The organism is Parviterribacter multiflagellatus (genome assembly GCF_056863265.1).
Genome location: NZ_JBXPIZ010000004.1, coordinates 120,028 through 146,499 on the forward strand (window position 1 = coordinate 120,028; position 26,472 = coordinate 146,499).

The 26,472-nt window shown below is 73.4% G+C and carries 23 protein-coding genes and 1 tRNA gene; 11 read left to right on the forward strand and 13 right to left on the reverse strand.

What is annotated here, in order from left to right; translation table 11 throughout:
• Window positions 1-226 precede the first annotated feature (226 nt).
• The gene (locus AC1UE5_RS09955) at window positions 227-1,156 is read right to left on the reverse strand and encodes a Ppx/GppA phosphatase family protein (protein ID WP_482922696.1); all 930 of its coding nucleotides are present in this window, start codon (window positions 1,154-1,156) and stop codon (window positions 227-229) included.
• A gap of 87 nt (window positions 1,157-1,243) precedes the next feature.
• Window positions 1,244-2,281, reverse strand: a complete 1,038-nt coding sequence (locus tag AC1UE5_RS09960) for a 2-hydroxyacid dehydrogenase (protein WP_482922698.1) — start codon at window positions 2,279-2,281, stop codon at window positions 1,244-1,246.
• Window positions 2,282-2,298: 17 nt separating this feature from the next.
• Here AC1UE5_RS09960 and AC1UE5_RS09965 point away from each other — a divergent pair, with 17 nt between their 5' ends.
• The 3 genes from AC1UE5_RS09965 to AC1UE5_RS09975 all read left to right on the forward strand — a co-directional run bounded on the left by AC1UE5_RS09965 (window position 2,299) and on the right by AC1UE5_RS09975 (window position 3,901).
• The gene (locus AC1UE5_RS09965) at window positions 2,299-2,448 is read left to right on the forward strand and encodes a hypothetical protein (RefSeq protein WP_482922700.1); all 150 of its coding nucleotides are present in this window, start codon (window positions 2,299-2,301) and stop codon (window positions 2,446-2,448) included.
• 53 nt (window positions 2,449-2,501) lie between these two features.
• Window positions 2,502-2,575 (forward strand) — tRNA-Met (locus AC1UE5_RS09970).
• Between the two features lie 324 nt (window positions 2,576-2,899).
• Window positions 2,900-3,901: a tyrosine-type recombinase/integrase gene (locus AC1UE5_RS09975; protein WP_482922702.1), complete on the forward strand. Its 1,002-nt coding sequence runs from the start codon at window positions 2,900-2,902 to the stop codon at window positions 3,899-3,901.
• Window position 3,902: 1 nt separating this feature from the next.
• Here the strand turns inward: AC1UE5_RS09975 and AC1UE5_RS09980 are convergent, their stop codons facing one another.
• Both AC1UE5_RS09980 and AC1UE5_RS09985 read right to left on the reverse strand, forming a co-directional pair.
• The gene (locus tag AC1UE5_RS09980; protein WP_482922704.1) at window positions 3,903-4,139 is read right to left on the reverse strand and encodes a helix-turn-helix domain-containing protein; all 237 of its coding nucleotides are present in this window, start codon (window positions 4,137-4,139) and stop codon (window positions 3,903-3,905) included.
• A gap of 388 nt (window positions 4,140-4,527) precedes the next feature.
• A complete protein-coding gene (locus AC1UE5_RS09985) occupies window positions 4,528-4,965 on the reverse strand; it encodes a hypothetical protein (protein ID WP_482922706.1) in 438 nt (145 codons plus the stop codon).
• Between the two features lie 305 nt (window positions 4,966-5,270).
• On the opposite strand from AC1UE5_RS09985, the gene AC1UE5_RS09990 reads away from it, so the two are divergent.
• Complete coding sequence (locus AC1UE5_RS09990; protein WP_482922708.1) at window positions 5,271-5,618, forward strand: hypothetical protein; 348 nt, start codon at window positions 5,271-5,273, stop codon at window positions 5,616-5,618.
• A 75-nt stretch (window positions 5,619-5,693) separates the two neighbouring features.
• On the opposite strand, the gene AC1UE5_RS09995 is transcribed toward AC1UE5_RS09990, so the two are convergent.
• The 5 genes from AC1UE5_RS09995 to AC1UE5_RS10015 form a co-directional block, all read right to left on the reverse strand.
• Complete coding sequence (locus AC1UE5_RS09995) at window positions 5,694-5,936, reverse strand: hypothetical protein (RefSeq protein ID WP_482922710.1); 243 nt, start codon at window positions 5,934-5,936, stop codon at window positions 5,694-5,696.
• A 154-nt stretch (window positions 5,937-6,090) separates the two neighbouring features.
• Window positions 6,091-7,116, reverse strand: coding sequence for an IS110 family RNA-guided transposase (locus AC1UE5_RS10000; RefSeq protein WP_482922712.1), 1,026 nt, complete (start codon window positions 7,114-7,116; stop codon window positions 6,091-6,093).
• A gap of 478 nt (window positions 7,117-7,594) precedes the next feature.
• The gene (locus AC1UE5_RS10005) at window positions 7,595-8,317 is read right to left on the reverse strand and encodes a hypothetical protein (protein ID WP_482922714.1); all 723 of its coding nucleotides are present in this window, start codon (window positions 8,315-8,317) and stop codon (window positions 7,595-7,597) included.
• Between the two features lie 208 nt (window positions 8,318-8,525).
• On the reverse strand, window positions 8,526-8,798 hold the full coding sequence (locus tag AC1UE5_RS10010) for a hypothetical protein (protein ID WP_482922716.1): 273 nt from the start codon (window positions 8,796-8,798) through the stop codon (window positions 8,526-8,528).
• A 396-nt stretch (window positions 8,799-9,194) separates the two neighbouring features.
• Window positions 9,195-10,106 (reverse strand): alpha/beta hydrolase, encoded by a 912-nt coding sequence (locus tag AC1UE5_RS10015; RefSeq protein WP_482922718.1) that lies wholly within the window; start codon window positions 10,104-10,106, stop codon window positions 9,195-9,197.
• 96 nt (window positions 10,107-10,202) lie between these two features.
• On the opposite strand from AC1UE5_RS10015, the gene AC1UE5_RS10020 reads away from it, so the two are divergent.
• Window positions 10,203-10,799, forward strand: coding sequence for a TetR family transcriptional regulator (locus tag AC1UE5_RS10020; RefSeq protein ID WP_482922720.1), 597 nt, complete (start codon window positions 10,203-10,205; stop codon window positions 10,797-10,799).
• A gap of 25 nt (window positions 10,800-10,824) precedes the next feature.
• Here AC1UE5_RS10020 and AC1UE5_RS10025 read toward each other — a convergent pair whose 3' ends face one another.
• Complete coding sequence (locus tag AC1UE5_RS10025; protein ID WP_482922722.1) at window positions 10,825-11,436, reverse strand: TetR/AcrR family transcriptional regulator; 612 nt, start codon at window positions 11,434-11,436, stop codon at window positions 10,825-10,827.
• 176 nt (window positions 11,437-11,612) lie between these two features.
• Here AC1UE5_RS10025 and AC1UE5_RS10030 point away from each other — a divergent pair, with 176 nt between their 5' ends.
• The 5 genes from AC1UE5_RS10030 (at window position 11,613) to AC1UE5_RS10050 (ending at window position 18,729) form a co-directional block, all read left to right on the forward strand.
• Entirely contained in the window at window positions 11,613-13,187 is a 1,575-nt protein-coding gene (locus AC1UE5_RS10030; RefSeq protein ID WP_482922724.1) for a PucR family transcriptional regulator, read from the forward strand.
• A 65-nt stretch (window positions 13,188-13,252) separates the two neighbouring features.
• A complete protein-coding gene (locus AC1UE5_RS10035) occupies window positions 13,253-14,137 on the forward strand; it encodes a carbon-nitrogen hydrolase family protein (protein WP_482922726.1) in 885 nt (294 codons plus the stop codon).
• On the forward strand, window positions 14,134-15,690 hold the full coding sequence (locus tag AC1UE5_RS10040; protein WP_482922728.1) for an APC family permease: 1,557 nt from the start codon (window positions 14,134-14,136) through the stop codon (window positions 15,688-15,690). Before AC1UE5_RS10035 ends, AC1UE5_RS10040 begins: the two co-directional genes overlap by 4 nt.
• 53 nt (window positions 15,691-15,743) lie before the next feature.
• Window positions 15,744-17,441: a flavin monoamine oxidase family protein gene (locus tag AC1UE5_RS10045; protein ID WP_482922730.1), complete on the forward strand. Its 1,698-nt coding sequence runs from the start codon at window positions 15,744-15,746 to the stop codon at window positions 17,439-17,441.
• A gap of 67 nt (window positions 17,442-17,508) precedes the next feature.
• Window positions 17,509-18,729: a GGDEF domain-containing protein gene (locus AC1UE5_RS10050; RefSeq protein ID WP_482922732.1), complete on the forward strand. Its 1,221-nt coding sequence runs from the start codon at window positions 17,509-17,511 to the stop codon at window positions 18,727-18,729.
• A gap of 24 nt (window positions 18,730-18,753) precedes the next feature.
• Here AC1UE5_RS10050 and AC1UE5_RS10055 read toward each other — a convergent pair whose 3' ends face one another.
• A complete protein-coding gene (locus AC1UE5_RS10055; RefSeq protein ID WP_482922734.1) occupies window positions 18,754-19,224 on the reverse strand; it encodes a MarR family winged helix-turn-helix transcriptional regulator in 471 nt (156 codons plus the stop codon).
• 113 nt (window positions 19,225-19,337) lie between these two features.
• Between AC1UE5_RS10055 and AC1UE5_RS10060 the strand changes: the two genes are divergently transcribed.
• Entirely contained in the window at window positions 19,338-22,730 is a 3,393-nt protein-coding gene (locus AC1UE5_RS10060) for an ATP-binding protein (protein ID WP_482922736.1), read from the forward strand.
• Here AC1UE5_RS10060 and AC1UE5_RS10065 read toward each other — a convergent pair.
• The gene (locus tag AC1UE5_RS10065; RefSeq protein WP_482922738.1) at window positions 22,691-23,323 is read right to left on the reverse strand and encodes a LysE family translocator; all 633 of its coding nucleotides are present in this window, start codon (window positions 23,321-23,323) and stop codon (window positions 22,691-22,693) included. The two genes, AC1UE5_RS10060 and AC1UE5_RS10065, sit on opposite strands and share 40 nt — an antisense overlap.
• 52 nt (window positions 23,324-23,375) lie before the next feature.
• Window positions 23,376-26,399, reverse strand: coding sequence for a glycosyl hydrolase (locus AC1UE5_RS10070; protein ID WP_482922740.1), 3,024 nt, complete (start codon window positions 26,397-26,399; stop codon window positions 23,376-23,378).
• Window positions 26,400-26,472: the final 73 nt, after the last annotated feature.

Sequence of the window (26,472 nt, forward strand, 5' to 3'; positions counted from 1 at the left end):
CCCGTCAGGACGGGCAGGGGTACGTGCCATGAAAGGGCCGGGTTGTAACGGCCGAACGGCGGGAGGCGCCGTCAATGCGGCTTCGCTCGGCCTATGAGCCGGTTGGAGCAGAAGCTCGTCCCCGGCCAAGGGCAGTATCGGCGCTCGGACCCATAGGGGCACATCGAACATCTGTCCAGTGATCGCCCCCGTTCTGACTAGGTCGCGCTACGCGCGCCCGTGATGCCTAGGCGTTGACGGCTCGGAGGGCCGCGCCGCGCAGGATGTCGTGCTCGGACACCTCGACGCGGTCGACCCCGAAGGCGTCCAGGACCTCGAGGAGGATCGCGACACCGGCCACGATCGTGGGCGCGCGGTCGGGGTGCAGGCCGGGGACGTCGCGGCGCTCGGGGTTCGGCATCGCGGACAGCATCTCCAGCTCCGCGTCGAGCGTCGCCGGCGTGAGGACGTGGCCGTGGACCTTGTCCGGGTCGTACGGCTCCAGCTTCAGGTCGATCGCGGCGGTGGACGTCGCGGTGCCGGCCACGGCGACCGCACCGGTCACGCTCGCGCGCACGTCTTCCGGCACCTGCTCGCGGATGATCCCGGCGACCTGCTCGCGCAGCGCGGCGATCTCGTCCGACGACGGCGGGTCGCCGTGGATGTGGCGCTCGGTCATCCGCACGACGCCGACCTGCATCGACACGAAGAACGACACGTCCTGCCCGTGGCCGACGACGAGCTCGGTCGAGCCGCCGCCGATGTCGATGACGACGATCGCGCCGTCGTCGGCGGAGTGGTCGCGCTCGCTCGTCGCGCCGAGGAACGTCAGCGCCGCCTCCTCTGCGCCCGGGATCTCCCGCGCGTCGAGCCGGTACTCGTCCCGCACGCGCGCGGTGAACGCGGCGCCGTTCGACGCGTCGCGCACCGCGCTCGTCAGCACCGCGATCGTGTGCTCCCCCGCGCCGTGCTCGTCGATGAGCCGCCGGTAGTCGTCGAGCACGGCGAACACGCGCCCCATCGCCTCGTCCGCCAGCGCGCCCGTCGCATCGACGCCCTGCCCGAGCCGCGTCACCCGCGACTCCCGCACCAGCTCGGCGGTGACCCGCCCGTCCGTGACCTCCGCCACCAGCAGGCGGGTCGAGTTCGTTCCGATGTCGACGACGGCGACGCGCATGGCGCGCCACGTTACCCACCGGCCGTGGGCACTTCGAACGCCGCACCGAGTCGTGCGTTGCGCTGGCGAGCGCGCGCCCCGCGACGATCAGGTGTCCGTCCGGTCGTGCGTCCGCTCGAGCTGCTCGCGGACCTCGTCCGCGCTCAGCGGTTCGGCGTTCTCGGCGGCGAAGCGAACTCCGTGCGGGCCGCCCTCGACGCGCGGGCTACCAGCAGGGTGCGGGAGCGGCTTGCCTGCCAGGCCGGCGAGGAGGTTGTCGACCGCGAGCGCCGCCATCCGTTCGCGCGCGGCGTGCGTGGCGGAGCCGATGTGCGGGACGACCAGGAGGTTCGGCGCGGTGAGGAGCGGGTGGTCGGGCGGAAGCGGCTCGGGGTCGGTGACGTCGAGCGCGGCCGCGGCGATGGTGCCGTCTCGGAGCGCTTGGAGGAGCGCGTCCTGGTCGACGACCCCGCCGCGGGCGGTGTTGACGAGGATCGCGCTCGGCTTCATGCGCTGCAGAGCGGCGGCGTCGATGAGGTGCTTCGTCGCGGGCGTGAGGGGCGTGTGGAGCGAGACGACGTCGGCGCGCTCCAGCGCGGGCTCGAGCGGGTCCTTCGATCGCACCTCGATCACGTCCATGCCGAACCCGCGGGCGCGCCGGGCGACGGCCTGCCCGATCCGCCCCGCGCCGACGATCGCGATCGTCGCGCCCTCCAGCTCCAGCCCGAGCCAGCCCGCGGGCTCCCACGTTCGCCAGCCGCCCGGGCGCCGCACCGCGGCCGCGGCCTCGGGCAGGCGGCGCGCGGCGGCGAGGATCAGCGCGAACGCGAGATCCGCCGTGGCGCCCGTCAGCACGTCGGGCGTCACCCCGACCTCGACTCCGCGCCGGGCTGCCTCGTCGAGGTCGACGTTGTCGCTGCCGACGGCGAGGTTGGCGACCACGCGCAGGTCGGGCGCGGCGTCGAAGAGCTGCGCGTCGACCCGCTCGGTGAGCATCGCGAGGAGCCCGTGCGCGCCCGCCGCGCGCTCCCGCAGCTCCTCCGGCGAGGGCGGCAGCGCGCCCTCCCACACGTCGACCTGGTGCGCGGCGCGGAGCCGGTCGAGCGCCGCGAACGGCAGCTCCCTCGAAACGAACACGTGAGCCATGGGTAGTCCGCAACCCTATGGAGACCGATCCGAACAAGCAGGCCGCGGAAGACACCGACCAGGGCAGCGACGACGAGTCGGTCGAGGACTTCCAGCGGGAGATGGAGGACGACCCGTCCCGCCCGCCCAGCGACGACCCGGACCTCGAGCGCCAACGCGGCGGCTGATGCGCTTTATCACCTGGACCGGCGGCACGCCGTTGCTATATTGGTCTCACCGCCGCGGGGTGGAGCAGTCTGGTAGCTCGTCGGGCTCATAACCCGAAGGTCGCGGGTTCGAATCCCGCCCCCGCTACTTCCCGAAAGGTCCGGCTCTGCCGGGCCTTTCGTCGTTCCGGGACGTTCCCGCGGGAACGTGCGCACCGGCTCGTGGTTCCAATGTGGTTCCAAATCCGGTGGGGGCGAGAGGCTCCGTCGCGCGACATAGTCGCGGCATGGCGAAGCGCTCGTACGGCTCGGGACGCCTCTTCGCCCGGGCGGACACTGCCGGGCGGGAGACGTGGTACGGCTCATGGCGGGTCGACGGACGGCGCGTCAAGCGCCGCATCGGCTTGAAGCGCTCGCCGTCGCTTGCGGACGGCCTGACGCGTACGCAGGCCGAGCCGAGCTGCGGCGGCTGATGGCGACGACGACGGTGGTCGCCGGCGCCGCACGTCGGACCGTCGAGGAGGCCGGCACCGCGTACGTCGACCACCTCGAGCACGTGATGGAGCGCAAGCGCACGACGATCGCGGACTACCGCGGCTACCTGCGCAAGCACCTGGTGCCGTTCTTCGGCTCCCGGCCGCTCGACAAGATCGACCGCGCCCGCGTCGAGAGCTACCTCCACGCGAAGAAACGCGACGGACTCTCGGCTAAGACGATCCAGAACCACCTCAACTTCCTGAACGGGATCTTCGTCTTCGCGATCAAGCGCGAGTGGGCGACGGCGAACCCGGTCTCCCTCGTCGACCGCCCGCGCGCGCCGCGGTCAGTCCACCGCCGGCTTCGCTTCCTGTCGTCAGAGGAGCTGGCCGCGGTGGTGCGCGCGGTTCCGGACGACGACCTCGGTGCTGTCGAGCGCCCGCTCTACCTGACCGCCGCGATGACCGGCCTCCGCCAAGGCGAGCTGCTCGGCCTCCGCTGGTGCGACATCGACTGGTCCGCCGGCCGCGTCCGCGTCGCCGAGAGCTACACGCGCGGTGCGTTCGACTCGCCGAAGTCCCATCGTGGCCGCAGCGTCCCGATGAGCGACCTGCTCGGCGGCGAGCTCGAACGCCACTTCCAGCGGACGCGCCGGCGAGGGGAGAAGGATCTGGTCTTCGCTCACCCGCTGACGGGCAACGTCCTCGATGCCTCGAAGCTCCGCAAGCGTTTCCGCCGCGCAGTTGCCGCGGCAGGCGTCGAAGACCTCACATTCCACGAGCTCCGCCACACCTTCGGAACCCGCATGGCCGCCGCGGGAGCGCCACTCCGCGCGATCCAGGCCTGGATGGGCCACGCGGACGCCAGCACGACGGAGATCTACGCGCACTACGCTCCGGACCCGGCCGGCGAGGCCGGCTTCGCCGAGCGAGCGTTCGGCCCGACGTCACCTGCACCCGCGACCCCGGCCGAGCCGACGCGACTCCCGGGTTGCTGAGTCAGCTCCGCTGCTCAGCGACCCAACGCTCGAGGTCGCTCCGCAGAAACCGCAGATGCTTCCCGAGCCGAACACACGGCAGCTCACCACTCCGCGCCGCGTCGTAGACCCACGACGTCCGCACCGACACCAGCTCCGCGGCGGCGGTGAGCAGCGGCTCACCGAGCGATACGGAGGGGCGGGATACGTCAAGTTGGAGTTGATGGGGGCATCCTCTGCTCCGTTCGGTCGACGTCATCCTCCGTCGCGCGAGCGGCCCTCCGACCCACCCCGTAGTTGTGTTCGCTGAGGACGCTGATAACGCGGTGCTTGGAGGCAGCAGCCCCGATGCGGTTCGGTCGGCTGTACTTTTTGCGCAAGCGGGAGCGATCCAGCGTTCGGTCGGTGAGGGTGCGAAGCGTCATGCCCGCAGCATGTCGAGCGCCTCGGCGCTTGCGCTGCGCAGGTCCCCACGGCGGGCTCCGTTCCGGGCGGGCTGCGCGCGCCTGACGTCCCCCGAGCCCGCCTCCGCAAGACATAGACAAGCTAGACGTGATGCGTCCGTCCACGGGGGTAATACTTCGGGTGCGATGGAATCGCACGATCCCTCGGAGCACCTCGACACGGGCGACTGCCTGCTGCGTGGGCTAGACGCCGCTGAGCGGATCGCCGCAGAGGCGCGGATCGCGGCTCGACTCGACGCGTACGCCCCGTTGGCGGAGACGGTGCGCCAGCGAGACGAGACGAACCGGCGGATCCGCAACTCCGTGATACACGCCGCCCGCCCGCAGGAGCTGCGCCGGCTTCAGGAGAAAGCCGACATCGCGCGGCGGGTACGCGAAGAGGAAGAGGCGCTCCACGCGCGCATCCGCGCGAGTACGGCGCCGGTCGACTTCAGCGGCCTCGCACGCGGGCTGGAGCGATTCTCTCGCGCACTGCAGGAACCGCCGCCTGTGTTCGCTGTGGTCTCCGGGTTCCTCCGGCAGCTCTCCGACGAACTCGAGAAGCATCGGCCCACCATCGACCGCGCCATCGAGTTCATCGAGCAGGCGCGCGAGCCGATCATGACGCTCGCGGAACTCCATCGCAGGGGGGCGTGGGGCCCGGGCGGCGGACGGACGGTCGTTCTCTATCGGCGGGATACGCGCGGAAACCCGCACCTGGCGACGCTCCTGCGGGCGATGGGCTGGAAGGTCATCGAGGTCCCGGGGTTCGAGCGAGCCTTCCGGCGCGCGCTCCGCAAGCATGACGCCGGGCAGGCGAGGCGGCTGTCGCATGCCTCGGGTTGCTGGGGCCGCGCCGGTCCGCGCCGCCGTGAGCGCCGGACGCGTCGGACGTGCGCTTGCGCCGTGCCCACGGATGACGACCGGGACGGCCACGGGGGCTCCGCGTGGACCAGTTCCTCGATTTCATCCCCGAGCACATGCACGACGAGCTCGGCTGGGTCGCTCTCGTTGCGGCGATCTCGATCTTGGTCTTCACAACCGTGCGGACCGCTGGCGCGATCGTCCGCGGCCTTGAGAGCTTCATCCTCGCCGTACGCAGCCTCGTCACCACATGGCGGCAGGGTGGATTCGGTATCCGCTCGCGTCCGACGTCTCCGCCCCTCGAGGCCGCTGCGGCGCATGCGGAGCTGACGGCTGGCCAAGACCCGGCGGCCGAGTCGCCCATCGACCCGACCGCGCTATTGGAGGCGGGGGGCTCCGACCCGTCCGCCGCCCCCGAGACTCCGGTTTAGGCCCCACTGCGCTATCGCTTCCGCGCGGAAGTGATTGCGCGGGACGGTAGTCAACAAGTTCCTAAAGCACGACGCTTAGTCGCGTGTCCGGTTCAGGTGACGCTCCAATCGCTCAACCACCACGATGAGATCCGCGCGCAGCTCACGCGCGTGCTCAAGGGCGTCGAGCAGCGCCAGTTCGCTGACGGTGCCCTCGCGGATACGGCGCGCCCGGTTGCGCTCCACTGCCCGCTCAACGAGCCGGCCGAGATACGCCGCGATCGAGTCGTTCCCGACCACGTCCCGGAACTCTCGCCATACCTCGTCGCTGACGTTCACCCGCGCCTGGTGGTCTCGCGTCGTTGCGTTGGCCTTCGGCGAGGCCGCCCCCACGGCGCGCCGGCGTGTTCGGCGTCCCATGACGACCTAGTCGCGCGAGTCGCCGCGAGCCCCCTTCCGCGTGTACATGTCGACGATGCACGAATCGTCGCTCCTATGTGTCAAGGGCTGTGGCGCGGAGGCTGGTGAAGACGGTGCGGGCCAGGTGGCGCTTGAGGGTGCGGAGCGCTTCGCGGTTGGTCTTGCCTTCGCTCTTCCGTCGGGCGTAGTAGGCCTTGGCGGGCGGGTGGGTGCGGATCTGGGTGACGGCGATGATGTGCAGGGCGCGGTTCAGGCGGCGGTTGCCGGTCCGGTTCAGGCGGTGGCGTTGCTGTCTTCCGGAGGACGCGTCCAAGGGGCTGACACCGGCGTAGGCAGCGAGCTGCGCGTCGGGGCGAAACCGGCCGACGGGTCCGACGTTGGCGATGATCGCCGCGGCGCAGAGCACGCCGCAGCCGGGGATCCGGAGCAGCTGCGGCGCGGTCTGCCGGGCGAGCGTGGTGAGTTCGCGCTTGAGCTGCGCGGCCGAGCGGACGAGTTCGCGGATGCGGCGCAGCAGGTCGCGGCAGACGCGGACCTGCGCGGTCTGCGGCAGGCGCTTGAGGTGGCGGTCGACGTGGTCGAGATTGGTCAGGTTCGTCAGGCCTTGGGCGGGGATGTGGAGCTCGGGGTCGAGTTCGTGAAGGTGCCAGCGCAGCCGGCGCTGATGGGCGGTTGCGTCGGCGATCAGATCGTCGCGGTGATCGACCAGCAACGCGATCTCCCGCTCAACTCCGGGCAACGCCGCGACCGGCAGATCGGGTTCGCGAACGGCGGCTCTGGCGATCGCCAGCGCGTCGATCGCGTCGCTCTTGCCGAAGCTGCGAACCGCTTTGCGCTCGGCGGCCATCAGCTTCGGCGGGACGCGCAGCACCCGTTCGCCGGCCTCGAGCAGCACGCGTTCCAGGCCGCTGCTCATGTTCCTGACGTCCTCGATCGCCCAGACCCGGTCCTCGTCGAGACCTTGCGCCCACTCGAGCAGCTTCGCGTTACCGGCCGGGACCGCGTCGACTTCGAGCTGGTCGAGCAGCTCGCCGGTCTGCCGGCCCACTGCCGCGGCGAAGTGACTGCGCTTGTGCGCGTCCACCCCGATCACGATCATCGTCTTCTCCCCTTCTCACCTGCGTTGAGTTGGGGCCTTCGGCGGACAGCACTCGTTCGGGGCGTCTAGGCCACGCTCCTATCAAGTCACGCCGACAGCCCTTCGACGCGGCGGACGACAAGACCGGCCGATAGCCATCCCGACAACGGAAGGCACGCAAGTGTTGAGTCGGCCCGCCGCGCCGAAGCTATGCGCCGCTCCGAACCCATCGCCCAGGCCGCGTCTGGGAGGGCACTCTGAATGAGTGCAAGTGTGTGCTGCGTCTGTCGGCCCTATGCCTCAGGAACGCGTCGAACCGGGCGCGCGCCGATTTCGACCGGCAGTGTGAGGCATGACGGGACCGTGTAGCTACGAAGGTCCGGCGGGGTCTTGCGATGAGCCGCCAGGCTGACCGATGGGCGCTGCTTGAGGAGACCTAAGACTCGAGCGTGACGCAGACTGCAGAATCATCCGGGGTTCAGCGTTGGCGCCACTCGGGTCAGCGTGTGAGCCAGTTGGGCGCGGTGCCCGTGACCGTGAGCGCGTGGACCCATTTCAGCTCCTGATAATGCATATCTGGACTCGCGGCATCGTCCGGGTCAACTAGCTCGTGGCCTTTGCTGACCTCTAGTACGCCCGTGTAGTTGATCGCGTCGAAGTTTGAGCCGGTCACGGTCGCGTACACGTAGTACGTGCCACCGAACATCGTGTCGAGAGCGCTGACGGTCCTCTTTGAACGTGGGTGGAGATTGACGACTGCGCAGTCGTCCTCGCGCGCCTCAGCTTCCTCTGGCCATCCGGGTGGAAAGTCCCCTTTGGGAACGAGGGACCAGATGGTCCGGTGATGCCCGAGCGCGACCCAAGGAATACGTCGGACGAACCCGGCCGGCACGGAACTCGTCGGATCCCCGTTTTCGCTGTCCGGGAAAGAGTCGAAACAGAGGCGCCGGTGCAGCACAAGGCGCAAGGGGGACAGTCCCTTGAACGGAGATGGTCGGGCAAGCGACAGGTAGATCTCGACGTCAATCGCTGTGTCTCGCTTCGTTTCCGCTGCGAGTTCGAGGAAGCCCTCCGTGTGCTGGGACTGGGTGTCGGTGTCCCAAAACTCGTTGCTCGCGTCGAGGCCTCTCAACACAAGCCTCGGCCGCCGACCTCGCGCCCGCCACTCCGGTCCGAAAAGCGCAACGAGCACAGCTGCGACGGTGATAAGAACCCCGGCCATTGCGACAGAACCAGTGACGTAGTCCCAAGTCACCTTCTCTGCCGCGGCACTCAGCGGTTGGAAAGGCATCGCATCATTCCGGTGGAGCCGCTTCGTGTCACAACGTACCTGCGGCGCGATCGCGTTCGGAGACCAATCAAAGCCTGTCTAAGGAGCGAGAGGCCTGCTTCAGCGAGGGTGATCTCCGCTTCGACACCACAAGGCGGTGTCAGTCACCCGAATCGGGAATCGGAACGTCCTCGGGCGTATGACAAACGTAAACCCAAACGTGATCCGGCTCTCCGCCACCGGGTGACTGCTCAAGGATGTCGAGAGCACGCTTCACCGCAGCGCTGGCGTCCGCGAAGGTGGCGGCAGGGTGCTCCCAGGTTGCCGTTCCAGCGCGCGAGAAGCCGTCGTATTCGAGCGACTTGACGACAGCGGTGCGCGTAACTCCCTGTAATTCATGGTTGATTGAGAAGCGCACGGTTGCTCGAAACATTGTCTGACCATACGGGCGGTCCTCCAGACTTGCAATCGCCTAGAACGTCGGACCGGGTGCTCAGCGGCGTGCTGGATCCGTAAGGAGTCTGTTGTCATCAGCCCCAATGGGCCGTACGGCCGGGCCCGTTCCCGGGTCGCGTTGACCGCATCGGAGTCAACGTGGGTTTCGCAGGATGTCCGCCACCGCGGGGTGCGATGGTCGCTCGTGGTTCCAATGTGGTTCCAATCTGACGAGAACCACCCCTCGCGAACCCCACGAATCTCTCGCAAACTGCGGGAACCTGAGACAACCCGACCCCCGGGTCTTCATCTCATAACCCGAAGGTCGCGGGTTCGAATCCCGCCCCCGCTACTTCACGAAGGGCCCTCTCACGAGGGCCCTTCGTCGTTCTCCTCACAAGTGCCGGGAGAACCAGGCGGTGCTCGCCTCCATCGACTCCTCGAAGCCGCGGCCCGGCACGTACAGGTCGTGGTGCTCGGCCTGGGGGATCTCGACGAAGTCGGTGGGAGCGGGGACCTCGGAGACGAAGTCTCGGGCCATCTCGGTGGGGATGATCCGGTCCTTGCCCGCGACGATGACGAGCAGCGGTGCGGCGATCCGCCTGGCGTACGGGCGCACGTCGAACTCCACCGCGTGCTCGAGCGAGCGGGCCGTGAAGCAGTTCTGCCACTCCAGCGGGACGCCGGCGGGCCCGTTGATGGCGTAGTCGTAGCCCTCCTGGCTGTCGACGAGCGCGAAGGTGCCGGGCGGATCGTTGGGCATGAGGACCTGCTTCCACAGCGTCGGGCGCTCGCCGCTGAGCGTCCGCCGGCGCTCGGCGTGGAACATCGCGCGCAGGCCGGCGAGCGCCTCGCCTCCGAGGGCGTGCTCGGTGATCGTCGTCCCGGTGATCCACGGGGCCTGGCTCACCACCGCCTTCACGCGGTCGTCGTGGCCCGCCACGGCGAGGACGTGCCCGCCGGTGAAGCTCGTGCCCCACAGGCCGATCCGGCCCGGGTCGAACGCCGGGTGCGCCTGGGCGAACGTGATCGCCATCTGCATGTCGCGCGACTGGGCCACCGGATCGAACTCGTTGCGCGGGAGCCCGTCGCTCGGCCCGAAGTTCCGGTGGTCGTAGAGGACGACCCCGTAGCCCGCACCGCAGAGGTGCTCGGCGACGATCGTCAGCCGATCGGCCGAGTCGCCCATGCCGTGGGTCACGACCACGGCCGCGACCGGCTCGCTGGCGTCGGCGGGGACGTACGCGCGGCCACGCAACGTGAGCGCGCCCTCGTACGACCGGAACTCGATGTCTTCGACTCGCATGGGGGCCTCCAGGTGCCGGGGACCGTTCTGTACGCGATCCCAATTGGTACTGAGTACCGCAAGGTATCAAGTCCACGTCGGCTACCATCGACCCCGATGGCGACTCCGCGGCGTCCGCTCACCGACAAGAACCGCGCGCGAGCGCGGGCGCGGATCGTCGACGCGGCGAGCGAGCTCTTCGCGCAGCGCGGCTTCGAGGCGGTGTCGGTGGCCGACATCGCGGAGCGCGCGGAGGTCGGCCGGACCACGTTCTTCCGCCACTTCCGCGACAAGCAGGAGGTCGTCTTCGCGAGCGAGCAGGCGGTGGTCGACGCCATCGCCGAGCACCAGCGCCAGACGCCGCAGGACGCTCCGGCCACGCTCGACGAGGCCCTCGCGCAGCTCCGCGAGGTCGTCCTCCTGCTCTGCGAGCAGGCGACGCGCGACGTCGACGCGTACCGGCGCCACTACGCCTTGATCGAGCAGCACGTCGAGCTGCAGGGGCGCGACGCGCTCAAGACCCGGCACCTCACCCAGCTGCTGGCGGACCTCCTCGTCCACCGCGGCGCTGACCAGGAGACGGCGCGCCTCGCCGCCCACCTCGCGGTGGCCTGCTACCTCGCCGGCCGCGAGGGGAGCGCCGACGACCCGCGCTCGCTCGCGGACAGGACGCGGTCGAGCTTCGACCGGCTCACCGCGGATCGGCGCCGCTGATGCGCCGGTGTCGCGCCGGCGCGGCCTACGCCGCGTCGAGCGCCGCGCGGTCCAGGCCGGTGGCCGCCGCGACGTAGTCGAGGATCCACCCCACAACGGTCTCGCGCCGCTCGCGGCCCACGAGCACGTAGATGCCGTGCCCGTCCTCCAGCCCGATGACGTTCCGCGCGATGCCGCGCACCGGTGCGGTCAACGTCAGCTCGCCGGTGCTCGCGCCGACCTCGAGGATCGAGGTGTACATGGTCACCTGGCGCTCGACGTACGCGGACATGAGCGCGGCGCACTCGGCGCTGCGCAGCGCCACGCCCTCGAGCTCGTAGAGCATCCGCGTGACGGAGTCGTCGACGCCGGTCGGGATCCCCATGTCGACCGCCACGCGCAGGCGCGCCGCCACGCCGGACGCGCGCGCGACCTGGGCCTCGCGCTCCTCGCAGTAGCGCTTGACGCCGAGGTCGTACGCCGCGGTGAACAGCTCGTCGAGGCCGTCGTAGTAGTAGAGGACCGCGCCCGACGTCAGCCCGGCCGCCTCGGCGACGTCCCGCAGGCGCACGCCCGTCAGGCCCTTGTCGGCGACGAGCTTCGACGTCGCGGCCACGAGCTCGTGGCGGCGGCGTTCCTGGTCGCGCGTTCGGGCCATCGCGCCGTCAGCGTAACGGACGGTTGACAACCGCCAGGGGCCTCGTCATTTTTTGAAGCACGTTCAAGGAAACGTGGGAGACCGCTGTGCACATAGCGCTCGAGGCATCGCCGATCGCTCCATCGCCTTCAGTGCCGGTCCGCGCTGCGGCCGCGTCTCCGTCCGCCCGGATCACGGTGGCGGACGCGCTCGCGCTGCCGGTCCTGCGGCGCGGCCTGCCGCGCGTGGTCGCCGGCAACGAGCAGCTCGGCCGCCCGCTGCGCTGGGTCCACGCCGGCGAGGTGCCGAACATCGCCAAGCTGCTGCGCGGCGGCGAGCTGCTGCTGACCACCGGCATGGGCATCGGGGCGCGCGCGGCCGAGCAGCGCCGCTTCGTGGCCGAGCTCGCCGCCCGGGACGTCGCGGCGGTCGCGATCGAGCTGGGCGAGCCCTTCCGCGCGCTCCCGCTAGCGATGGTCGCTGCCGCCCGCGAGCACGGCCTGCCGCTGGTCGAGCTGCGGCGCGAGGTGCCGTTCGTGGAGGTCACCGAGGCCGTCCACACCGCGATCGTCAACCAGCACTACGACCTCCTGCGCCGCGCGGACGCGCTGCAGGCGCGGTTCAACGCGCTCGTGCTCCACGGCGGCGGCATCCCGGGCGTGCTCGCGCTGCTGGCGGACGCCATCGGCAACCCGGTCTTCCTCGAGGGCGGCGACGGCCGGCTCCTGCTCCACGCGGCGCCCGGCCGCGGCGAGGCCGAGGGGGACCCGGTGGGCGCCTGGTCGCGCGCCGCTGACGCGGGCGTCGCCGTGACCGTCGACGCGCCCCCGGGGACGCCGGCCCGCCGCCTCGTCGCCCTGCCGGTGGACGCCCCGCTCGACGCGCTCACCGAGGTCGCCGTCGAACGCGCGGCGAACGTCGTCGCCCTCGCGCTGCTCCGCGGGCGCGAGGAGGACCGGCTGCACGCCCGCGGCCGCGGCGATCTGCTGGCGAGCCTCGCGGCCGGCACGATCGCCCCCGCGCGGGCGGCCGAGCACGCCGGGGCGATGGGCTTCGCGCCCCGCCCGGCCCGGCTCCTCCCGCTCGTCGCCCGCCTGGCGGGCCGTCCGTGCACCGGGGGATGGCTCGCGGCGCTGCCGGAGCTCGACCAGGCGCTCGCCGCGTCCGGCGTCCCCGTGCTGGCCGGCGTGGCGCCAGGGGACGAGGGCACGCTGCTCCTCCTGCTCGGGGTCGCCGACCCGGCGCACCGGCAGGCCGTCGCCGACCGCGTCGCGCGGGCGATCCACGCGCACGCGACGCGGCACCACGACGCGCCGGCGGTGGTCGCCGTCGGCGCCCCGGGGGACTGGTCGTGCGCGCGCCTCGGGCTGGCCGGGACGATCGACAGCGCGGCCGCGGCGCTCGCGCTTCCCGCCCGTCCGTGGCACGACGCGACGCGCATGTCGCTCGACCAGCTGCTGTGGCGCTGGCGGGACCGGGGCGAGCTGACCGTCTTCGTCGCGAGCGTCCTCGGCCCGCTGCTCGACTACGACGCCGAGCGGCGCACTCAGCTGCTGCCGACGCTGGAGGCGCTGTGCGAGCACGGCGGGCGCAAGGCCGAGACGGCGCGGGCGCTGCACCTCAACCGCCAGGCGCTGTACGACCGGATCGCCCGCCTGGAGCAGGTCCTCGGCGTCGACACCGGGGACGCGGAGGTCCTCCTCGAGCTCCAGCTCGCCGTTCGCGCGCGCCGGCAGCTCGGCGTGACGGCCGCCACACAAGCTGTCGGCTGAGCCCGGGCAGGTTGCCGACAGCTTGTCGGTTCCCCCGCGCATCCCGGCGCTCCAGAGTGCCGCGCATGCCCCGCTTGCTCACGATCCTCGCCCTCCAGCACGGGCACGTGGCGGGAGATCCCGCAGCCACCCTCGACCGGTTCGAGGAGCGCGTCCGCACGGCAGGCCGGCTCCTGGAGCAGGTCGACCTCGTGATGGCGCCCGAGCTGCACCTCTCCGCGCCGCCGGCGCTGCTGGACGAGTCCGACGAGTACGCGGAGAGCGTCGCGATCGACCTCCCGGGACCGGAGACCGAGCGCCTCGGGCGGCTGGCCCGCGAGACCGGCCTGTGGCTCGTCCCCGGCAGCGTGTACGAGCGCACGCCGGACGGCATCGCCAACACCGCGCTGGTCATCGACCCCGACGGCGATCTGGTCACCCGCTACCGCAAGTGCTTCCCGTGGCAGCCGTTCGAGGGCACCACGCCCGGCCGGCGCCTGGAGACGTTCGACATCCCCGGCGTGGGTCGGATCGGGCTGGCCATCTGCTACGACGGCACCTTCCCGGAGGTCTTCCGGCAGCTGGCCTGGTACGGCGCCGAAGCCGTGCTGCAGCCGGTCCTGACCAGCACCGCGGACCGGGAGCCCGAGGTGGTCTGCGCGCGGGCCAACGCCATCTTCAACCAGCTCCACGTCGTCTCGCTCAACGCGCCATCGCCGTACGGCCACGGGCGCACCGTCGTCGTCGACCCGGAGGGCACGGTCCGGTACGAGGCGGGCACCGGCGAGGAGCAGATCACCGTCACGCTGGACCTCGACGCCGCGGCCACGGCCCGGCGGCGGGGGAGCTTCGGCATCAACCGCATGCTCGACCAGCTCGACCGGCTCGGGCCCGACCTCGAGCTGCCGATGTACGGCGGGTACGTGCCGCGTCCCGCCGAGGCCAAGATCAACGAGGAGCAGCCGGCATGAGCACCACCACCGTCAGGCCGGCCGGCGCGCCCGCGGACGGCGCGCCCGCGGCGTCCCTGGTCGCCGACAAGGGCCTGCGGCCCGGATCGATCGGCCTGCTGGGGAGCACCGTCCTCGGCGTCGTCCAGACCGCGCCCGCCTACAGCCTGGCGGTCACGCTCGGCCTGCTGGCGGCGACGGTCGGCCTGCAGGCGCCCGCGCTCGTCGTGCTCGGCTTCCTGCCGATCCTCTGCATCACGATCATGCAGCGCGCGTTCCTGCGGCAGGACCCCGACTGCGGCACGCTGCTGGTCTGGGTAGGCCGCTCGCTTGGCCCGAGCCTCGGCTGGCTGACGTCGTGGACGATGCTCGTCGCGACGGCCATCGCGCTCGCCAACCTCGCGCTCGTCACCGGCAGCTACGCCTTCCTGGTGGTGGACGCCGACTCGCTGGCCGGCTCGGCGGTCGCGACGACGGCCGTCGGGCTCGTCTGGCTCGCCGTCGTCGCGCTGCTGGCACTGCGCGGCATCGAGATCTCCTCGCGGCTGCAGACGACGCTGCTCGTCGCCGGCATGGCGGTGCTCGGCGTCTTCACCGCGGTCGCGCTCGTGAAGGTCGCCGCGGGCAGCGCGGGCGACCAGGCGATCGATCCCTCCCTGGACTGGCTCAACCCGGCGGCCGTCGACGGCAGCGGGGCGCTCTCCGCCGGCCTGCTGCTGACGATCTTCCTCTTCTGGGGCTGGGACGGACCGTCGTCGGTGGTCGAGGAGGCGGACGACGCGTCCACGCCGCGCAAGGCGATCGCGCTCTCCGTCGGCCTGCTGCTCGGCTTCTACCTGCTCGCCGGGATCGCGGTCCAGGCGTACGCCGGCATCGGCGTGGAGGGGATCGGCCTGGGCAACGAGGAGAACGCGGGCGACGTGCTCGGGGTCGTCGGCACCGCCGCGATCGGCTCCTGGTTCGGGACGCTGATGGAGATCGCGGTGCTGACGTCGGCCGCGGCGTGCCTGGCCGCGGCGATCGTGCCGTCGGCGCGCGCGCTCCTGGCGATGGGCGCCTACCGCGCGCTGCCCGAGACGTTCGCGACGGTCGACCGCCGCACCGGCGCCCCGGTCGCGGGGACGATCGCGGTCGCGGCGGGCACCGGCGTCGTGCTGGTCGCGCTGCAGCTCGTCTCCCAGAACGTGCTCGCCGACGCCATCGGGGCGCTCGGCCTGCTGATCGCCCTGTACTACACGGTGTTCGGCCTCGGCTACCTGTGGGCGTTCCGCGCGCGGATCCTCGGCGGCGGGCCGCGCGCGCTGCTGGTCGAAGGGCTGCTCCCGCTCGCCGGCACCGCCGTGCTGGGCTGGGCGTTCGCCCGCACGCTGAAGGACACGTACGCGACCGACTACGGCTCGACGACGATCCTCGGCGTCGGCGGCGTGTTCGCCATCGGGGTCGTCGCGGTCGGCATCGGCGTCGTCGCGATGGTCGCCTGGCGGCTGCGCGCCCCCGCGTTCTTCCGGGGCGAGACGTTCGCCCCCGACTACGTCCGCGAGCACCGGCCGGACCTGGTCGGCGCGCTCGACTAGCCGGCCGCTCCGGCCGCCCACCCGTTCGCACACCCATCGAGGGAGGAACACCCGTGCCCCGCACCCCGTACATGCGCACGCTCCAGCGCCTCGCCCGCCTGCAGCGCGCGGCCGACGCACAAGGCATCGACGTCGCCGAGGCGGAGGGCCGCGCGCGGGCGCTCGCGACCTCCGACCAGGGCCTGACGCGCCGCGAGATCCTGCGGCGGGGCGCCGTCGCCGGCGCGGGCGCGACCGTCGGCGGCTGGGCGCTCAACAGCCGGCGGGCCTTCGCCGCCGGGCCCAGGACGCAGCCGACGATCGCCGTCGTCGGCGCCGGCATCAGCGGCATCACCTGCGCGCGCACGCTCAAGGACCTCGGGTTCGCCAACGTGACGGTCTACGAGGCCGCCTCGTACATCGGCGGGCGCACCGCCACGAACACCACGTCGTGGGACGCCGGGCAGTGGACGGAGTGGGGCGGCGAGCTGATCGACACCAACCACTCGACGATCCACTCGCTGTGCGAGCGCTACGGCCTCGACCTGATCGAGCTGCCGACGGTCCAGACCCCCGGGTCGAAGGACATCATCGTCATCGACGGCGCGTACTACCCGTGGGCCGACATGGTCGCGGAGTGGAAGGCGTCCGGCGCCGACGCCGTGCTCGACGCGCAGATGCGGACGCTGCCGACGTGGCCGTGGCCCTACGACGCCAAGTGGTCGGCGGAGGCGATCGCGATCAGCGACATGACGGTGCAGGACTGGGTCGAGCGCTACATCCCCGGTGGGTACGGCTCGCGGCTGGGGAAGTTCGTGAGCCTGGCGTACGTGCTCGAGTACGGCGCCGAGGCGCACGAGCAGTCCGCGCTCGACCTCATCTGCCTGCTGGGGTTCGGCACCAAGATGCCGGCCGACGACTGGTGGATCTGGGCGGAGTCCGACGAGCGCTGGAAGATCGTCGGCGGCAACCAGCAGCTCTCCCTCCTCCAGGCGGCGGAGATCGGGTCGTCGAACATCAAGCTCGGCTGGGCGATGACCGCGCTGAGGACGAACGCCACGGGCACCGTGACGCTGTCCTTCGACGCCGGCGGCCAGAGCCGGACGGTCACCGCCGACCGCGTCGTGCTCGCGCTGCCGACCGGCGTGCTCAAGCACATCCAGGCCGGCGGCGGCTTCGCCGGTGCCGGGTTCGACGCCCGCAAGCGCGCGCAGATCGCGGCGATGCCCATGGGCGCGGTGCACAAGCTGCACGTCCAGACGAGCGACCGCTTCTACGGCAAGCCCGGCCCGTGGGGGAACGGCACCGGCTCGGCGTTCGGGGAGCGTTTCGGCCAGTTCTGGGACGGGACCTGGGGCGAGCCCGGGACGCGCGGCATCGTGTGCAACTACTTCGCCGGCGACGCCGCGCGTGCGGTCGTGCCGCCCAAGCCGTGGGGTCAGACGACCGACGCGGACCCGGCGACGGCGCAGTTCGTCCAGGCGCAGGCGGCGACGTTCCTCGGTCAGGTCGAGCCCGCGTTCCCCGGGATGACCGCTCGGTACACGGGCAAGGCGACGCTCGCGGCATGGCACACGAGCCCGCTCCAGCGCGGCGCGTACTCGTACTGGTCGCCGGGCTACGTGCAGCGCTACTGCACGTATGAGCGGGTGCCGCAGGGCCGCGTCCACTTCGCCGGCGAGCACTGCTCGCAGGACTTCCAGGGGTTCATCAACGGCGGTGCGGAGGAGGGCGAGCGCGCCGCCAAGGAGCTGCTGGCGCTCTACCGCTGACCGCCCGGGCCGGGAGGGCGGGGCGCGCGCCCGCCCTCCCGCCGCCGGAGCCATCACCATGTGCGGGATGCCGACCGCCCGCTCCCCCGAGCCGGACGCGCCGCTCAGCGAGCCGCAGCTGCGGGCGCTGGCCGCCGTGGCGACCGCCGTGGCCGGCGCGCACGAGCTGCGCGATGTGCTCGAGGTCGCCGCGGAGGAGACGCGCGCGGTGCTCGGGGTGTCGGCGCTGGCGATCAGCCGGTGGCATCTGGACCGCGGCGAGCTGCAGACGCTCATCAACGTCGGCGACCTGGCGCCGGGGGAGGAGCGGTGGCCAGAGGACGAGACGTACGCGCTGGGCGACTTCCCGATGGCGCACCAGGTGCTGCGGCGCGGCGAGCCGCACGTGACCTCGGTCGACGACCCGCGCGCGGACGCGGCCGAGCGAGCGCTCCTGGAGGAGCTCGGCAAGCACGAGTGCGCGGCGGTGCCGATCGTCTACGAGGGCGCGACGTGGGGCGAGATGTACGTCGCGAACATCGCGGGCGTACCGCCGCTCAGCACGGGCGACGTGCAGTTCATGCGGGCGATCTGCGCGCAGCTCGCACTCGCGATCGGGCGCGCCGAGCTGTTCTCCGACGTCCTCGCCGCCGCCTACCGCGACCCGCTGACCGGCCTCGCCAACCGGCGGGCGCTGGAGGAGCGGCTGGGGGAGCTGGTCGAGAGCGCGGCCGACAGCGTCGCGATCCTCCTCGGCGACCTCGACGGGCTGAAGGTCGTCAACGACCGCGACGGCCACGCGGAGGGCGACCGCGCGCTGCAGGCCGTCGGCCGCGCGCTGCAGGCGGCGGCGCGGCCCGGGCTGATGGCCGCGCGGGTGGGCGGCGACGAGTTCTGCGTGCTGCTGGAGCGCTCGTCGCGCGCGGCGGCCGAGCGGCTCGCGGGGGAGCTGAGCGAGTACCTCGCGGTGGGCGATCCGCCGGTCGCGGTCTCGTGGGGCGTCGCCGACCAGCCGGGCCCGCTGCTCGATGCCACCGCGCTGCTGCGCGCCGCGGACGCCGCGCAGTACGCGGCCAAGCGCGAGCGCGCGACGCGGCGCGGCGGCGGTGGGACGGCCGGTGCGGCCGACCGGCCGGGGCGGCGGCTGCACCGCGACGCAGAGCTGCGTGCGGCGGCAGAGCTGACCGAGGTGCTCGCCCGGCTGCGCGGCGAGCTGGACGAGCGCGCCCGCACCGGCGGTGCCCGGGACGTCGAGCTGGCGCGGCTCGCGGCCGAGGCGCAGGAGCGTCTGCGGGCGCTTCTCGGTTAGCGGACGCTCACGCGCAGCAAGCGGTCAGCGGTCGCTCGCGGCGAACAACGCCAGCCGTCGCGCGACGACCCTCGCCAGCGGCGATTCGGACAGCAGCTCCCGCAGCGCCTCCAGGGCGGGCTCGAGGTCCCGATCGGCGACGTGCTCCTCTGCCTCGTGGAACGCCTTGTCACGCACACGCGCGACGCGCCGCTCCAGCCGGCGCCCCGCGTCGGTGAGCGTCAGCTCGACGCGCCGCCGGTCGCCGGCGGCGGGGACGCGGTCGACCAGGCCGGCGGCGACGAGCCGGTCCACCAGCCGGCTCGGGTGGCCGCTCTCGGCGATCAGCAGCTCGCCCAGCTCCTTGAGCGCGATCGGGCCGCGGCGCCCGATCACCTCGAGCGCGTCCGCCTGCCCGCTGGTGACGCGCAGCGGGCGCAGCAGCTCGTTGTCGCGGCGCTCCAGCTCCCGCTGGGCGGCCTTGATCGACATGACGAGCTCGCGGACCTGGCTCACGCGCCGAACGATACGACCATCATCGGGTGATGCGTCATCTGATGATGTGCCACGCGCATGGCTGTCGAGCGGCTCTCGACGGCGCCCGCGCGCGCAGGTAGGGTCGCGCGGACGTGCTGCGCATCGCGCTTCTCGGAGACCTCCGCCTCGAAGTCGACGGGGCGCGCGCGGCGCTGCCCGCGAGCCGGCGGGCGCGTTCGCTGCTGGCCTGGCTCGCGCTGCACCCGGGTGAGCATCCGCGCTCGGAGGTCGCCGGCCGCTTCTGGCCGGACGTGCTGGAGACGAGCGCGCGCACGAGCCTGCGCGGGGCGATCGCGGAGCTGCGCCGCTCGCTCGGCCCGGCCGCGGACGCGCTGATCGCCACCCGCGACCGCGTCGGCCTGCGCCGCGGCGACGGCGTGTGGATCGACGCCGACGAGCTGGAGGCGCGGCTGCGCGCAGGCGACGTCCCGCAGGCGCTGGAGCTCGTCCGTGGCGAGTTGCTCGCCGGCCTGGACGACGAGTGGATCCTCCCGCTCCGCGAGGCGCACCGGCGTGAGCTGCTGACCCTCCACGGCCGGCTCGCCGCGGAGGCGGAGGAGCGCGGCGACCTGGGCGAGGCGCTCGACCACACCCGCCGGCAGGCCGAGCTGGAGCCGCTGTCCGAGGAGGTCCACCGCGCGCTGATGCGGCGGCTGGCCGCGTCGGGCGACCGCGCGGCGGCGGTCACGGCGTACCGCGCGCTGGAGGCGCGGCTGCGGCGCGACCTCGCGATGGCGCCCGCGCCGGAGACCCGCGCGCTGCTCGACGCGCTGCGGGCGGAGGGCGCGGTCGGTGGTCCCGCGGCGGCCGGCGGCGCCCCGCCGCGCACGCCCACCCCCGACGCCCGCCCGGCCCCGGACCAGGACGGCACGCCGCTCCCGCTCCCCGGCCCGCTCCTCGCCGAGCGCGCCCCCGTGGTCGGCCGCGACGCCGAGCTGCAGCGGATCGAGGCCGCGTGGGCCGACGCGTGTGGCGGGACGGCGCGGCTCGTGCTGCTGGCGGGCGATCCGGGCATCGGCAAGACGACGCTCGCGCGCGAGGCCGGCCGGCGCGCCGCGGCCCAGGGCGCGACCGTCCTCTACGGCCGTGCCGACGAGGAGGGGATCGTCCCGTACGAGCCGTGGGTGCAGATCGCGTCGCACGCGGTGACCCACGCGAGCGACGCGACCATGCAGCGGCTGGCCGCCGGCGTCGGCCCCGAGCTGGCGCGCCTGGCGCCCGAGCTGCGCCGCCGCGTCCCCGACCTCCCGCAGCCGCTGCAGGCCGAGCCCGACACCGAGCGGTGGCGCCTGTTCGACGCGCTCGCCAGCCTCCTGGAGGAGCTGTCGACGGAGCGCCCGACGCTGGTCATCCTCGACGACCTCCACTGGGCCGACCGCTCGACGCTCCTGCTCCTGCGCCACGTCGTCCGCGCCAAGCCCACCGCGTGCGTCCTCGTCGTCGGCACCTACCGCGCGATCGAGGCCGACCCGGACGGGCCGCTCGCCGCCGCGCTGGCCGACCTGCGCCGCGAGCACCTGTTCGCCGAGATCGACGTCACCGGGCTCGAGAAGCCGGCGGTCGCCGAGATGGTCGCGCGCCGCCGGGGCGACGAGGCCGCCGACGCCGCGTTCGTCGCGGCGCTGCACCAGGAGACCGAGGGCAACCCGTTCTTCGTCGAGGAGGTCCTCCGCAACCAGCCCGGCGGCGGGGTGCCGCAGGGCGTGCGGGAGGCGGTCGGCCGCCGGCTGGCGTGGCTGTCGGCGCCGGTGCTGGAGCTGCTGAGCGCCGCGTCCGTCATCGGCCGCGACTTCGACTTCGACGTGCTCGCGCGCATCAGCGCCGACGACCAGGACGCGCTCATCGCGCGGCTCGACGAGGCGGTCGCCGCGCAGGTCATCGAGGAGGTCGGCGTCGGCCGCTACTCGTTCCTCCACGCCCTGATCCGCGCGACCCTGTACGACGACCTCAGCCTCACCCGCCGCGCCCGGCTGCACCTGCGCATCGGGCAGGCGCTGGAGGAGCTGCGCTGCGACGCGGGCCAGGTGCCCTACGGGGAGCTGGCGCACCACTTCTGGGTCGCGGCCGCGGGCGAGCTCGGGCGCGTCGCCGACTACTCGGCGCGCGCGGCGGCCGAGGCGCTCGACCAGCTCGCCTACGACGAGGCGGCGAACCACGCCGAGCGGGCGCTGGAGGCGCTCGACGCCGCGAAGGCCGACGAGCCGCGCCGCCGCATCGACCTGCTCCTGCTGCTCGGCGAGGCGCGCGCCCGCGCGGAGGAGACGCCGGCGGCCCGCGCCGCGTTCGTCGCCGCCGCCAAGCTCGCGCGCAAGACCGGGGACGGCCGCGCCCTCAGCGCCGCCGCGCTGGGGGTCGCCGGCCCGTCGTGGCGGAGCTTCGGCGAGGTCGACGAGGAGGCCGTGGCGCTGCTGGAGGAGGCGCTCGCCTCGGTCGACCGCCAGCACGGCGCGCTGCGCGCCCGCGTCCAGGCGCGGCTCGCGATCGCGCTCTACTTCGCCCGCCAGCCTGAGCGCATGCAGGCGCTCACGGGCGAGGCGCTCACGCACGCGCGCGCGTGGAGCGACGGGCCCGCGCTGGCGGCGGCGCTGGAGGCGCGGCTGTACGCGACCTGGCATCCCGACGGGCTGACCGAGCGGGTGCAGGCCGCGGTCGAGCTGGGCCAGCTGGCCGAGCGCGAGGCGCGGCCGGAGCTGGGGGCGCTCGCCCGCCGCTGGCTCGTGGTCGCGCTGCTGGAGGCGGGCGAGATCGACCGCGCTCGCGAGGAGACCCGCCGCCACGCGGAGGCCGCCGAGCAGCTGCGCCAGCCGTACGAGCAGATGTACGTCGCGGTCTTCGGCGCGCTGTGGGCGCTGCTGGAGGGCCGCTACGAGGACGCCCAGCAGCACTCGCAGGCGGTGCTCGCGCACGGGCAGACGCGCGGCGGCGCCGACGCGCTGCAGTTCGTCGGCGTCCACCTCCTCTCGATGGCGCAGGAGCACGGCGGCCTGGAGCACCTCGTCGACCCGCTGCGCGCGAACGCCGACCAGTACCCGGCCATCCCCGCGTGGCGTGCCGCGGTCGCGTACTGCGAGGCGGTCGCCGGCGACCGCGACGCGGCGCGCGCGACGCTCGCGTCGATCGCCCCGATCCCCGAGCACCTGCCGCGCGACGCGAACTGGCTGCCCGGGATGATCTTCTCCGCGCAGGCCGTGGCGCTGCTCGGCGACGCCCGCACGGCGCGCGAGCTGCGGACCGCGCTGGAGCCGTACGCCCACCACGGCGTCCTGCTCGGCGCCGGCGGCGCGCTGTGGAGCACGGGCGCGCACTGGCTCGCGGTCCTGTGCGACGCGGCGGGGGAGCGGGAGGACGCCGCGCGCTTCTGGGAGCAGGCGCTCGCCCGCGCCCGCGCGATGGACGCGACGCCCTGGATCGCGCGGGCCGAGCAGGGCCTCGCCGCCGCGCGCGGTCAGGCTCCGGCCAACGCCACGACGCCCAGCGCGACGTAGATCGCGGCGCTCCCGTAGGCCAGGCGGTGCCCGGCGACGGCGCTCCGCAGACGGCTGCGCAGCCGGGCTGCGGCGATCGCGTACGCGCCGTCGCTCAGCGCCGCCAGCGCGACGAAGCACAGGCCGAGCACCGCGATCTGCGCGGCGACCGGGCCGTGGCCGGGCTCGACGAAGCCGGGGAGGAACGCGAGGAAGAAGAGCGCGGTCTTGGGGTTGAGCACGTCGACCAGCACGCCCTCGCGGAACAGCGCGCGGTGGGAGGCGGGCCCGCGTCGTCGGGCGGCGGTGGCGTCGGCCGCGGCAGCACGATGGCGGCGGACGGCGCGGACGCCGAGCCAGACGAGGTACGCCCCGCCCGCCGCGCGGACGAGGTGGATCGCGGCGGGCGACGAGGCGAGGAGCGCGGACAGGCCCGCGGCGGCGGCGCCGACGTGGAGCAGCGCGCCGGTCTCGATCCCCGCGACCGAGACGAGCCCGGCGGTGCGGCCGTGCTCGAGCGTGCGGCCGACGACGTAGAGCACGGACGGGCCGGGGATCGCGAGCAGCGCGAGGGTGGAGGCGGCGAAGAGGAGGAGGGTGGCGGGATCGGGCATGGGCCGACCCTCCTCGCTCGCCGTGCGCGCACCGTGCTGCGCGCGTGAAACGTCACCGGCCGGCGGCGGGCGCCTCCCCGTAGGGCACCAGGCGGACGGGGCCGACGAGCCCGTAGGCCTGCCGCGCCGCGACGCCGTACACCGTCGGGTCGGTGACCCGCAGGCGGTTGAGGAGCGTGGTCGCCACCTCGACCTCGATCACGTTGCGGCCACGGCGCAGGTACGGGCCGACGTCCACCGTCGGGGCGACGAGGTCGGCGGGCGGCAGCGCGCGGCCGTTGACCTTCACGCGGTAGGTGTCGAACACCTCGCCCAGCTCGAGCATCGCGCCGAATCCGCCCGACCAGGGCTCTCGGAGGTCGACGGTCGCGCGGTAGCGGCCGACGCCCGAGACGTCCTCGAGGCCGGGCACGTCCTTCCACGCCTTCAGCCCGTCGAGCGTCAGGCGGCGGCGCGGCTTGCGCGTCTCGGTCGGCGTCGCGCCCGGCTGCCAGTCCTCGACCTCGAGCTCCCAGCGGGTCAGCGGGATCGGCGCCGGGACGTCGGCGATCTTCCCGCGGACGGTGCGGCCGTTGTGCAGGGTCGTGGCGTACGTGCCGGGCGTGGTGTCGCGGATGACGAGCCCCCGCGCGGTCGCGCGCACCGCGTCCGCCTCGGTGCTCGTCGCGGCGCCCGGGCGCAGCCAACCCGGCGCGGCGCCCCGGCCCGCCCAGCCCGGCGCGGCGAGCGCGACGACCGTCGTCTGGCCCGGGGCGAGCGTGACCCGGACGCGGATGCGGTCGGGCGCCGGGCGGTCGAACAGCGCGAGCGGCTCCACCTTCCCGGTCCACGCGTCCACGCGGAACGGCACCGCGCCGCGGCCGCCCGCCGCCTTCAGCGTCACGAGCTGGTCGAGCGGCGCGGTGGCCGAGCCGTTGGCGAGGAAGTACAGGTCGGTCCGCCCGTCCTGGCGGTGGGCGTTGAGGAGCGTCGAGCGCTCGTGCTCGACGTCCCGTGCGATGCCCAGCGCGGCGAGGCCGGTCGGGATGTCGGGCCGGTCGGGGACGTTGCGGACGGTCGGCTGGGCGAGCAGCTCGGCCATCAGCGCGGCGAGCCGCTCGTTCTCGCCCGGCTTGGGGAGGCCCGGGACCTTCGGCGCCGACCAGTTCCCCACGACGACGATCGGCAGGCCGGCGCGCGCGAACGTGAGCAGCTTCTCGACCGTGCTCACCTGCAGCTCGGTGGCGCGCGAGGAGAACGCGTCGCCCTCGAACACGAGCGCCTTGTACGCCGGGCCGTCCGGCGCCAGGCGGCCGCTCGCGACCCGCGCGAGCGGCAGGTGGAGCAGGCGCTCGCTGAGGATCTGGTGCGTCCACCCGAGCGGCACGCCCTCCTTCTCGAACCACGGCGCGCCGAAGCCCGAGCCCGCGTAGCCCTTCTGGCGGAGCGTCGCGACGTCGATCCGGTTCGTGCCGGTCTGGAGCACGAGCTGCGTGCGCGCGAGGTAGCCGGCGACGTCCTCGGTGTGCTCCCACGTCGGCTGGCGCGGGCCCCACGACTCGCCGTAGCCCATCCGGCCGCCGTACGGCGTGAAGGCCGCGAACCCGGGCCACGCCGCGCCGGGCGCCGACGCGTACGAGAAGCCGTGCAGCACCGCCTGGTTGACGCCGGCCGAGTACTGCGTGACGAGCTTCGTCACGAGCGCCTGCCACGTCGTCGCGTAGGCGCCGCCGGCGGTCGCGCCGGCCTCGTTGGAGAGGATGCGCCGGCCGCCCATGTCGCGGCCGCCGGCCAGGCAGCGGAAGTCCTCGAGGTTCTTGAACCCGAGCGACTCGCCCTCCGGGATGTCCATCGTCGCGGCGGCGGCGATCGCGTCGGTCTCGAGGCCGTACGGCTGGATGCGCAGCTGCAGCCCGAGGCCGTGCGCCCAGTCGCGGAGTGGGACGACGTGCTCGTCGAGGTAGAGCTGGCTCAGCGTCTCCCACACGTCGCGGCGCACGCGGCGGGTGGTGTCGGCGTCGAAGTCGAAGACCGGTCGCTCGTTGACCTCCAGCAGCACCGGCAGGTAGGGCAGGAGCGAGTAGCCGCGCTGGCGCTCGAACGCCTCGGGGAGGACCGGGGTCCACAGCGTCGCCTCGGTCTCCAGCTCCAGCGAGTCCTCGAACAGCGCGCCCCCGGCGTCGCGGAGCAGGCGGCGGATGCGGGGCGTGAGGATCATCGACTCCCACGCGTCGATGACCGCCTGCGTGCCGGCGCGGCTGAAGTGGTCGATGACGTACGGCTCGGGGACCGAGTGCGGGCCGGCCTCGGGCTGCTGGCCGCTGCCGCGCTCCCAGTAGGAGATGAGCGCCCACTGGCCCTCGTCCGGCGCGGTCCACGTGAGCGCGCCGTCCTGCACGTCGCCGGTGAGGTCGACGAGCGAGGCGCGGTCGAGCACCGACGGCGTGCGCGGGTTGGTGGAGAGCGTGACGACGCGCGCGGCCTGGACGGCGAGCAGGCGCTGGTCGGTGACGCCGGCGCTGGGCTCGACGACCGCGTGGGGGAGCGGGCCGCTGTGCGTCTCGCCGGCGGCGAGGAGCTTCAGGCCGTGCGCGAGCTCCTGCACCGCGGCCTCGTCGTCGGGCGTGATCGTCGGGACGGCCGCCGGCCAGGACGGGCCGACCGCGATGTCCACGACGACGCCGCGCCGGCGGGCCTGGGCGAGCGCGGTCTCGACGGCGGTGAGCCACGGCCCGGTGCCCCAGCCGTGGCCGGCGGGATCGAGGTCGTGGCCGGAGCCGACGCTGTGGTGGACGTCCTGGATCTCGACGCCGCCGAAGCCCGCGTCGGCGATCTGGTCGATCTCGCGGGCGATCTCGGCCGGGTCGACGAGGCCGTGCGGCCACCACCAGCGGAACTTGGCCTGGACCGGGCGCGGCGGCGCGGCGAACTTCCCGGCGAACCCGGCGCTCGGCCCCCAGGCGCGCGCGACGGCCCCGGCGGGCGTCGGCGACGCGGCCAGCGCGCTGGCGCCCGACGCGGCGGTCAGCGCCAGGAAGCCACGGCGCGTCAGCTCGTGCCGGCGGGCCTCGCCCGCACGGTCCTCGGATCGACCCACGATCGTCTCCTTGTGTCCCCTGCCCATCCCCCGCGGACGGGCGCGGAGCGGGACCCTATGTCCCCTTTTGCGC

Bases quoted from the DNA above. Each gene is read 5' to 3' on its own strand.
- AC1UE5_RS09955 (WP_482922696.1), bottom strand. From the start codon at position 1,156: ATGCGCGTCGCCGTCGTCGACATCGGAACGAACTCGACCCGCCTGCTG.
- AC1UE5_RS09960 (WP_482922698.1), bottom strand. From the start codon at position 2,281: ATGGCTCACGTGTTCGTTTCGAGGGAGCTGCCGTTCGCGGCGCTCGAC.
- AC1UE5_RS09965 (WP_482922700.1), top strand. From the start codon at position 2,299: ATGGAGACCGATCCGAACAAGCAGGCCGCGGAAGACACCGACCAGGGC.
- AC1UE5_RS09975 (WP_482922702.1), top strand. From the start codon at position 2,900: ATGGCGACGACGACGGTGGTCGCCGGCGCCGCACGTCGGACCGTCGAG.
- AC1UE5_RS09980 (WP_482922704.1), bottom strand. From the start codon at position 4,139: ATGACGTCGACCGAACGGAGCAGAGGATGCCCCCATCAACTCCAACTT.
- AC1UE5_RS09985 (WP_482922706.1), bottom strand. From the start codon at position 4,965: ATGGAGTTCCGCGAGCGTCATGATCGGCTCGCGCGCCTGCTCGATGAA.
- AC1UE5_RS10000 (WP_482922712.1), bottom strand. From the start codon at position 7,116: ATGATCGTGATCGGGGTGGACGCGCACAAGCGCAGTCACTTCGCCGCG.
- AC1UE5_RS10005 (WP_482922714.1), bottom strand. From the start codon at position 8,317: ATGGCCGGGGTTCTTATCACCGTCGCAGCTGTGCTCGTTGCGCTTTTC.
- AC1UE5_RS10010 (WP_482922716.1), bottom strand. From the start codon at position 8,798: ATGTTTCGAGCAACCGTGCGCTTCTCAATCAACCATGAATTACAGGGA.
- AC1UE5_RS10015 (WP_482922718.1), bottom strand. From the start codon at position 10,106: ATGCGAGTCGAAGACATCGAGTTCCGGTCGTACGAGGGCGCGCTCACG.
- AC1UE5_RS10020 (WP_482922720.1), top strand. From the start codon at position 10,203: ATGGCGACTCCGCGGCGTCCGCTCACCGACAAGAACCGCGCGCGAGCG.
- AC1UE5_RS10025 (WP_482922722.1), bottom strand. From the start codon at position 11,436: ATGGCCCGAACGCGCGACCAGGAACGCCGCCGCCACGAGCTCGTGGCC.
- AC1UE5_RS10035 (WP_482922726.1), top strand. From the start codon at position 13,253: ATGCCCCGCTTGCTCACGATCCTCGCCCTCCAGCACGGGCACGTGGCG.
- AC1UE5_RS10040 (WP_482922728.1), top strand. From the start codon at position 14,134: ATGAGCACCACCACCGTCAGGCCGGCCGGCGCGCCCGCGGACGGCGCG.
- AC1UE5_RS10050 (WP_482922732.1), top strand. From the start codon at position 17,509: ATGCCGACCGCCCGCTCCCCCGAGCCGGACGCGCCGCTCAGCGAGCCG.
- AC1UE5_RS10065 (WP_482922738.1), bottom strand. From the start codon at position 23,323: ATGCCCGATCCCGCCACCCTCCTCCTCTTCGCCGCCTCCACCCTCGCG.